General features: G+C 63.5%; 5 protein-coding genes and 1 pseudogene. All 6 read left to right on the forward strand.

Annotated elements, in window-relative coordinates; all coding sequences use genetic code 11:
* Positions 1–71 precede the first annotated feature (71 nt).
* Positions 72–1,236: pseudogene (locus X730_RS01415) on the forward strand (citrate synthase/methylcitrate synthase).
* 387 nt (positions 1,237–1,623) lie between these two features.
* Positions 1,624–2,754 carry a patatin-like phospholipase family protein gene (locus X730_RS136720; RefSeq protein WP_023827629.1) on the forward strand — a complete coding sequence of 377 codons (1,131 nt, stop codon included), beginning with the start codon at positions 1,624–1,626 and terminating at the stop codon, positions 2,752–2,754.
* A 520-nt stretch (positions 2,755–3,274) separates the two neighbouring features.
* The gene (locus tag X730_RS136715; RefSeq protein ID WP_031197462.1) at positions 3,275–4,453 is read left to right on the forward strand and encodes an efflux RND transporter periplasmic adaptor subunit; all 1,179 of its coding nucleotides are present in this window, start codon (positions 3,275–3,277) and stop codon (positions 4,451–4,453) included.
* A 65-nt stretch (positions 4,454–4,518) separates the two neighbouring features.
* On the forward strand, positions 4,519–7,689 hold the full coding sequence (locus X730_RS136710; protein WP_023745740.1) for an efflux RND transporter permease subunit: 3,171 nt from the start codon (positions 4,519–4,521) through the stop codon (positions 7,687–7,689).
* Between the two features lie 95 nt (positions 7,690–7,784).
* Entirely contained in the window at positions 7,785–7,943 is a 159-nt protein-coding gene (locus tag X730_RS1000000166975; protein ID WP_023702789.1) for a DUF3309 family protein, read from the forward strand.
* Between the two features lie 348 nt (positions 7,944–8,291).
* Positions 8,292–8,708 carry a DOPA 4,5-dioxygenase family protein gene (locus X730_RS136705; RefSeq protein WP_245260353.1) on the forward strand — a complete coding sequence of 139 codons (417 nt, stop codon included), beginning with the start codon at positions 8,292–8,294 and terminating at the stop codon, positions 8,706–8,708.
* Positions 8,709–9,459 lie beyond the last annotated feature (751 nt).

Genomic DNA, 9,459 nt, shown 5'->3' on the forward strand with positions numbered 1-9,459 from the left:
ATTGATCAAGATTGATCGAGGCGCAGCCTAACCCTTATCTCCCATGCAGAAAAGCTGCAAGGAGATGAGATATGGCGAACGGGCTCGATGATGTGGTGGCGGCGGAGACCGTGCTCTCCGATGTCGATGGCCTTGGCGGCCGCCTGACGATCCGCGGTCATTCGCTGCCGGAATTGGCGGGACGCTGGCGCTATGCGCAAGTGGTTCGCCTGTTGCTCGACGGCTTCTTCGACGGCCTTCCCGGCGATGCCGAACTGGCAGCGAGGCTGGGCAAGGCTCGCGTCGAGGTGTTCGAGCGGCTTGCGCCCTCGCTGCCGCTGCTCGAACCGCTTGAGATCTATGGCGCCATGCGCGCCGGCATGGCGCTGCTGCCGGATGGCGAGGCACTGACGGACGCCTTGCGGCTGATCGCGGCGCCCGCTGTGCTGACGCCGGCTCTGCTGCGGCTGGCGCGCGGCGAGCAGCCGACCGCACCTGACGCGAAGGCCGATCATGCCGCCGACATGCTGAGGATGCTCGAGGGATCCGTCCCGTCGCCGGCGCTGGCAAGGGCACTCGACACCTATCTGGTGACCGTCTGCGATCACGGCCTCAACGCCTCGACCTTCGCCACCCGCGTCGTCGCATCGACGCTGGCCGGTCTGACATCGTCGGTGCTGGCCGGGCTCGGCGCGCTCAAGGGCCCCCTGCACGGCGGCGCGCCCGGCCCGGTGATCGAGATGCTCGATGCAATCGAGGCGCATGGCGACGCGGCCAGCTGGCTTCGTGGCGAGATCCAAGATGGCGAGCGCATCATGGGCTTCGGCCACCGTATCTACCGCGTGCGCGATCCGCGCGCCGATGTGCTGAAAGCCGTCGTGCGGCAGCTCTGCAGCGAAGGCGAAGCCGGCCGCCGGCTGGCCTTCGCCGAACAGGTCGAGCAGACGGCGCTCGAAGTGCTGCGGATCGCCAAGCCGCAGCGCTCGCTGCAGACCAATGTCGAGTTCTACACAGCGCTTGTGCTTGAGGCGGCTNCTGCGGATCGCCAAGCCGCAGCGCTCGCTGCAGACCAATGTCGAGTTCTACACAGCGCTTGTGCTTGAGGCGGCTGGCTTTCCGCCACAGGCGTTCAGCAATGTCTTTGCCGCCGGACGTGTCGCCGGCTGGATCGCGCATGCGCGCGAACAGCAGACGACAGGGCGGCTGATCCGGCCGCAGTCGCGCTATATCGGGCCGGTGCCGAAGCTTGTTGCCTGAGGCTCCAAGGACAGATTTTTGCGAAGAGGACCCCCACCTTAGCCTGCCGGGGCGAGCCACGGGTCTCGCCCGTCCTTCGGACCCCCACAAGGGGGAGGGCAGCTGGCGCCCGCCGCCGAAACGTCGGTGGTTTGCTGAGATCAGCGTCTACCAAGTCTCCCTCCCCCTTGTGGGGAGGGATCAAGGGTGGGGGTATTCGTAGGGCGAAGACCTCGGCGTGGAGGACCATTCCCCATGACCAAAATTTCATGTGATCACGCGACCGTGTTCGTGTTCTTGCCTTGGTCATCCCTTATATGCTGCACTGCAATATAAGTCCGCTGCCGTCGAACCCGCCCGATTTCCGGGCGGAATGAGGCAGCAGCGACCAAACCGAACAGGAACGCCATGACCAAAAACGGCAAGGCGGAGGAAACGAAGAAGATCAACATCGCGCTGCAGGGCGGCGGCTCGCACGGGGCTTTCTCCTGGGGCGTACTCGACCGGCTGCTGGAGGATGGCAGGCTCGACATTTCAGCCGTGTCCGGCACCAGCGCCGGCGCGATGAATGCGGTGGCGCTGGCCGATGGTTTTGTGCGCGGCGGCGTCGAGGGTGCACGGCAAAAGCTCGACGACTTCTGGCGCGCGGTGGCGGCCAAGGGCCGCTTCAGCCCGGTGCAGCGCATGCCGTGGGACGTCGCCTGGGGCAACTGGTCGATCGAGAACACGCCCGGCTATTTCTTCTTCGACACCATGTCCCGAGTGTTTTCGCCCTATGTCGCCAATCCGCTGGGCTTGAACCCGCTGCGCGACGCGGTCGAGCAGGAGATCGATTTCAAAAATGTTCACGCCTGCAAGTCGATGGAGCTGTTCATTTCGGCGACCAATGTCGAGACCGGCCAGCTGCGCGTCTTTTCCGACGGCGAGATCGACCTCGACACGGTGATGGCCTCGGCCTGCCTGCCGCAATTGTTCCGCGCCGTCGAGATCAAGGGCGTGCCCTATTGGGATGGCGGCTATGGCGGCAATCCGGCGCTGTTCCCGTTCTTCAAGACGGCGGCGACCGAGGATGTGCTTTTGGTGCAGATCAATCCGGTGGTGCGCGAAGGCACGCCGAAAAGCGCCAACGAAATCCAGAACCGCATCGACGAGATCACCTTCAATGCCGGGCTGCTGAACGAATTCCGATCGATCGCCTTCGTCAAGGAGCTGATCGCCGCCGGCCGGCTGCCGCCTGGCGAATACCGCGACATCCGCATGCACCGCATCGATGCCGACGAGGCGTTCAAGGATCTGTCGGCGTCGTCCAAGGTGAATGCGGAATGGGCCTTCCTGAGCTATCTCAGAGACCTTGGCCGTATAGCGGCCAGCGACTGGCTGGAGGAGAATTACGACGCGGTCGGCAAGCGGCCGACGCTCGACCTTTCCGGCGAACTCGATGACGGCTTCAAACCGGTGCGCGGGCCGGCACCGGGACGGCGGGTGAAGGAATTCCTCGCCGCCCGCAAGAAGCCGGAGGCGGAACGCCGGCGGGCCTGAGTCCGCCCGGATCGATCAAGACGATCAGCGAAGTGTTCGGCAAATCGGAGTAGCGCCGATGACTTTCCGTCCCGGAACAACCGTTGCGTGTGACGGTATACAAAATCATACTGACGCCTGCTGCCATTCACTGAGTGGCTACGCAGGTCGCGCCCACATTTGAGCCTCAAAAACTAGTGCAGGCACAGGAGAATGTCAGTGCTCAAAACGCCTTAAAAACAAAGCGCCTCCAACACCCGTATGGTTCCGAGACTGTGGTTCCGCCGCCTGACGGGGCGCTGACAAAACCGTTTCCCGTTGGCCACACTACATCGCCTGGCACAATGTTCCTGCAACTTTTCGACTGTATTGCGATGCAACTTTGATGTAGAAGCGCGGCTTCGCCGTTCACGGCAAATTGAACACGGCCTGGCGCGCACCCATATCGGCGACGCGCCCGAGTTGGAAGACACGGTAGCTGTTAGACGACGGACTCCTGTTGGATAACGACTTGGCCGAACCCCGCAGTGGAAAAACAATGATGCCGAAGATCAGGTTTCACAAGCTTGCCGCTATTGTCGTGCTCATCGGCTTCGCCGCCTGGATGGGAACAGGCGCGTTCTCGTCCGTCGGCAGCGCCGCTGTCGAAGGTGCTGGCAAGGCAGGCGATCAGGCCAAGCCGGGCGATCAGGCCAAGGCACCGGATGCAACCAAGACCGCCGAGGCCGAACCGAAGGCGTCGCTGCGCACCGTCGCGGTGGTGACGCCGCCGCGCAAGACCTATGCCCGCGCCATCCGCATTTCCGGGCTGACCGAGGCCGACAAGCGCGCCGTGCTGGCGACGCGTGTCGCCGGCGTCATCGAAAAGCTGCCGGTCAAGCAGGGCGATCACGTCAAGACCGGCGATCTGGTGCTGATGCTTGCGGCGGAAGAAAAGATCTCGATGGTCGACAATGCCAAGCAGCTCGTCGCGCAGCGCCAGGCTGAACTCGACGCATCGCTGCGGCTCATGAAGACCGGCAATCTGCCGAAGCTGCAGCTCGACACGGCGCGCTCGAACCTGACCGCGGCGCAGTCGCAGCTGGAAACGGCGCAGGCCGAGCTCGACCGCAATCTGGTCAAGGCGCCCTTCGACGGCGTCATCGACCGGGTGCCGGTGGAGCTCGGCAGTTCCGTCATGCAGGGCGGCGAGGTGGCAACCATCCTCAAGCTCGATCCGGTGATTGCGCGCGGCGAAGTCAGCGAACGCGACCTCGGCTATCTCAAGCTTGGCGACAAGGCCGCCGTCCGGCTGGTCAGCGGCCAGACCGTCGAAGGCACCGTGCGCTACATCAGCCGCGACGCCTCGTCGGCGACGCGCACCTTCCGCGTCGAGATTGCCGTGCCCAATGCCGATGGCTCCGTGCCGGCGGGCATGACGGCCGAGATTTCGCTCAGCGCGCAGCCGACCGATGCCGTCATGTTGCCGCGCTCCGTGGTGACGCTGGGCGACAAGGGCGACCTTGGCATCCGTGCCGTCGACAAGGACAACAAGGTGGTGTTCTTCCCGATCGACCTCGTTGACGACTCGCCGAAGGGCCTGGTGCTTGGCGGCATTCCAGCCGATGCCCGCGTCATCGTCGCCGGCCAGGAGCTCGTCAAGGAAGGGGACGTCGTCAAGCCGGTCGAGGCCGACCAGGCGACCATCCAGAAACTGTTGGGCGAAGCGACAACGCAGTAGCGCCGGGTGGCCCCGGACGGGGGCAACCGGCCGCAATGCGGCTCCTGAAATCTTGAGAACAGGCCATGGATATCGTCAAACTCGCGATCAACAATGCCCGGCTGACCATTGCGGTGCTGGTCTTCCTGCTGCTGGCGGGCTGGGTCGCCTATCAGTCGACACCGAAGGAAGCGGAACCCGACGTTCCTACCCCTTATGTTTATATAAATGTTGCCTATCAAGGCATCGCGCCCGAAGACGCTGAAAGACTTCTGCTTAGGCCTCTGGAGGCAAAGCTTAAGAGTCTCAAGGGGTTAAAGGAGATGAAATCATCCGCCTATCAGGGCGGTGCCTTTGTCTTCCTTGAGTTTCTGCCGTCTATAAAAGTCGACACCGCGGTGACTGATACACGCTCGAAGGTTCAGGACGCGAAGGCTGACCTTCCCCAAGCGGCAGAAGAACCGGTTGTTACCGAGGTCAACATTTCCGAGTTTCCCGTCCTGGTCGTCACGCTGTCCGGCGATGTGCCCGAGCGTGTGCTTACGGCGGCGGCGCGCGAACTGCGCGACCGCATCGAGGAAGTCCCGGGCGTTCTTGAGGGCACCATACAAGGCGCGCGCGACGATCTCGTCGAGGTCGTCATCGACCCGATGAAGCTGTCCTCCTACGGCCTGCAGCTCGACCAGTTGATCGGCGCGGTCGGCGCTTCCAACAGCCTGGTCGCCGCCGGCAATATCGAGGGTTCGGAAGGCAAATACGCGGTCAAGGTGCCGTCGCTGATCGAGACACCCGAGGATGTCGCGTCCTTGCCGGTGGTCGCCGGCCCCAATGCCGTCGTGCAGGCGAAGGACATCGCCACGGTGCGTTCGACCTTCGCCGACGCCGAGACCATCACTCGCCTCAACGGCAAGCCGGCCATCGCCATCGAAGTCAAGAAGCGCATCGGCGCCAACCTGATCGACACGCTGGCCAAGGTGCGGGAAGTGTCCGACGCCTACGTCAAGACGATGCCGGAAGGCATGAACATCACCTACACGCAGGACAAGTCTGTCTTCGTCAACCAGCTGCTGGGCGACCTCCAGAACCACGTGATGATCGCCGTCATCCTGGTGTTCATCGTCATCCTCTATGCGCTGTCGGGCCGCGCCTCGCTGCTGATCGGGCTTGCCATTCCGTCATCCTTCCTGATCGGCATCCTGCTGCTTGCGATGATGGGCTACACGATCAACATGATCGTGCTGTTCAGCCTTATCCTGGCGGTCGGCATGCTGGTCGACGACGCCATCATCGTCACCGAATTTGCCGAACGGCGCATGGGCGAAGGCATGCCGAAGGCGGAAGCCTTCACGCTGGCCGCCAAGCGCATGGCCGGTCCGGTCATCGCCGCGACCATGACCCGCATCGCGGCGTTTTCGCCGCTGCTGTTCTGGCCCGGCATCATCGGCGACTTCATGAAATACATGCCGATCACGCTGATCGTCACGCTGTCGGCCTCGATGCTTTATGCGCTGGTGTTCGCGCCGACGCTGGGCGCGCTCTTCGCCAAGGCGCCGGAGCATCACGAGGAACACAATCGCGACGGCTGGTACATGGCGCTGGTCAAGCAGGCGGTGCGCTTCCCCATCACCGTGCTGGTGCTCACCGCCGTGCTGCTCACCGGCGTCGGCTTCGCCTATTCGAAATATGGCGCCGGCGTCGAGTTCTTCCCCAGCGTCGAGCCCGATTACGGCCTGCTCTATGTGCATGCCCGCGGCAATCTCTCCCTGGCCGAAATGGACACGGCGACCAGGATCGCCGAAAACCGGCTGCTTGGCTGGCCTGGCGTCAAATCGGTCTATACCCGCGTCGGCAAGACGCAGGGCGGCGGACAGGACGTGCCGGAGGACGTCGTCGGCGTCATCCAGTATGAGTTCATCGACTGGCGCGAGCGCAAATCGGCGAACAATATCCTGGATGAGCTGCGCACCGTCATGGCCGGCATTCCCGGCGTCGATGTCGAGGTGCGCGTGCCGGAGGCCGGTCCTCCGACGGGCAAGGCGGTCCAGCTCCGGCTTTCGGCCATCGATCCCAAAGGGCTCGACGACCAGGCCCGCGCGGTTGCGGCGCGCATCGCCAAGGTGCCCGGCGTCATCGACGTGTCGGACGGCCTGCCGCCGCCCGGCGTCGACTGGGCGCTCGAGGTCGACCGCGCCAAGGCGGCGCAGTATGGCATCAGCCCGACGGCCGTCGGCACGGTGGTGCAATTGGTGACCAATGGGTTGAAGCTGTCGGAATACCGGCCGGCCGGCGCCGACGATGCCGTCGACATCAGGCTGCGCCTGCCCGAAGACCGGCGCACGCTGTCGACGCTCGACGAACTCCGGGTGCAGACCGCGCAAGGCTCGGTGCCGATCTCGAACTTCGTCGTGCGCAAGCCGGAGCCGACCGTCGGCATCCTCAACCGCATCGATGGCGCCCGCACCGTGGTCGTCCAGGCCAACGTCGCCGCCGGTAACCAGGTTGCGGCGGTGCAGGCGGAGGTGACCAAGGCGGTCACCGACATGAAGCTCGACAACGGCATACGCTGGAAGCTGGCGGGGTCGAACGAGGACAGCGCCGAAGCCAGCGCCTTCCTCGGCAAGGCTTTTGGCGCCGCGATCTTCCTGATCTTCCTGGTGCTGCTAATGCAGTTCAACAAGTTCACCAGCGTGCTGCTGGTGCTGTCCTGCGTGGTCATGGCGACGATCGGCGTGTTCCTGGGGCTGCTGCTGACAGGCGAAGCCTTCGGCATCGTCATGTCGGGCATCGGCGTCATCGCGCTGGCCGGTGTGGTGGTGAACAACAACATCGTGCTCATCGACACCTATGACCGGCTGCGCGAAGAAGGCTGGGACAAGATGGAAGCGGTGCTGCAGACCTGCCGCGAGCGCGCCCGCCCGGTGGTGCTGACGGCGGTCTCGGCCATCCTCGGCGTTCTGCCGATCGCCTTTGGTCTCGGCCTCGAAATCTTCCATCACGAGACGACGATCAACGCGCCGTCGACGCAATGGTGGATTTCGTTGTCCTCGGCGATCGTCTTCGGCCTGTCCTTTGCCACGCTGCTGACGCTGGTGGTGACGCCGTCCATGCTGATGATCTTCACGCGCAGCAAGAACAGCCGCTTCTATGCCTTCTTCCGCCGGCTGTTCGGCCGCGACAAGAAACGGGATGCGTCCACGGGGCCGAAGCCGGGTCCGCTCGATGAGCCGGCAATCGCCTTCCCGAAAGCCGCGGAATAGCTGCATTCGACCAGTCGGACAAAAGGCCGCCCGGAACAACCGGGCGGCCTTTTGCATTGTCCCCTCGCATCTGAAGAGCAAAGCGAGGGACTCTTATGACCGTCAGCACCATTCTCATCATAGTTCTGATCCTGATCCTGATCGGCGCCGTACCGGCCTGGCCGCATTCGCGCTCCTGGGGTTATGGGCCGTCCGGAATAGTCGGCGTTGTGCTTGTGGTGCTGCTGATCCTGGTGCTGATGGGCAGGGTTTGATCGGGGCAGGAGACCTCTGCGATCAGCGGGTCCTCGCCCGATGAAGTGCTGGCAATAGGCATACGGCGGTGCCAACCCCCACTCCGGCCGCTGCGCGGCCACCTCTCCCCATGTCCATGGGGGAGAGGAAATGCCAAGCTTTTCAAGGCAGCGATCTTGGCGATTAGCATTTCCTCTCCCCCACGAATGTGGGGGTAGAGGTGGCTGGGCGAAGCCGAGACGGAGCGGGGGAGCTCCATATGCGATTGGCCCGAAATCGAGATGACGAGCACACGCTGTGCCCCCTTGGCCACCCCGCACCCTTGCGTATACGCTGCCGGCACGACAATCACCGAGGGAGCCATCAAGGTGAACACCGCCAGCCCGCCCAGGCCGCTCGCCGAGATCGCCAGCTATCACGCCCACATCTACTATGTCGGGCAAGCCGAACGGCAGCAGGCCGAATGGCTGCGCCTGCGCATCGGCGAACGCTTCCGCGTGCGCCTGGGCAACTGGCGCGACGAGCCGGTCGGCCCGCACGAACAGGCCATGTACCAGGTCTCCTTCGCCACCGAGATCTTCGCCACGCTGGTCCCCTGGCTGATGCTTAACCATGGCGGCCTGAGCATCCTCATCCACCCCAACACCACCAACCCCAAGCGCGACCATCTGGTCGATCCGATCTGGATCGGGCGGCCGCTGGGGGTGCATGGCGAGGTGCTGGGAGAAGAGGATGAAGCGGAAGAGGCGCTGGAGGTGAATACGGAACCGACCCTGGGGGCTTAGGGAGGGCGTTCTGCAAAGTAGAGACTTGGCCCATGGAGACGCGTTCACCAATAGCCCAGTTCAGGCATGCATGACCGGCCGCTTTACGCCTCAAGCCGTATCCTATGCCTTCATCATTGCTTCGTCGAAGATGCCGAACCAGCGTGGGGCCGTTGGAGCGATGGACCGTCGATGGATGGCAAGGGAGAGTTCTCCCTGGTCGCCGGTACGCCGAGGCGGGGCCGCCGAATAGGCAAAAGATTGCAATAAGGACGCAGCCGGCACTCGGTTCCCGCGGAGTCGGGCGCACCGGTTCGTACGGGAGCAACTGGCGCTCCGCACGAGGGACAGGGCAACTCACTGGTGACTGGGTGCGTGCCTGACGAAGCCCTTCGTTTCGGCTGAGATAAATGCTCTCACTTACGGAACATCGCAGGTTCGTCGAAGTTGGAAAGCTACGGAGGACGTGCACATGAACAGTGTNAATGCTCTCACTTACGGAACATCGCAGGTTCGTCGAAGTTGGAAAGCTACGGAGGACGTGCACATGAACAGTGTCATCTATCTTATCGGCCTTATCGTTGTCGTGCTCGCGGTCCTCTCCTTCCTCGGTTTTCACTAGGTGGCCTCATGCAGCATGAGAACGATCAGGGCGGACAGCCCACCGATTTCGACAAGGCGAAAAGCGACGTCTCCGACAGACTTCGCCAGGAAAATGAGCGTGCCAGCGAGTTGCTTCACGACGCGCGGGACGAGGTGACCCGTAAGGCTG

Source organism: Mesorhizobium sp. L103C131B0 (assembly GCF_000502275.1).
Taxonomy (GTDB): Bacteria; Pseudomonadota; Alphaproteobacteria; order Rhizobiales; family Rhizobiaceae; genus Mesorhizobium.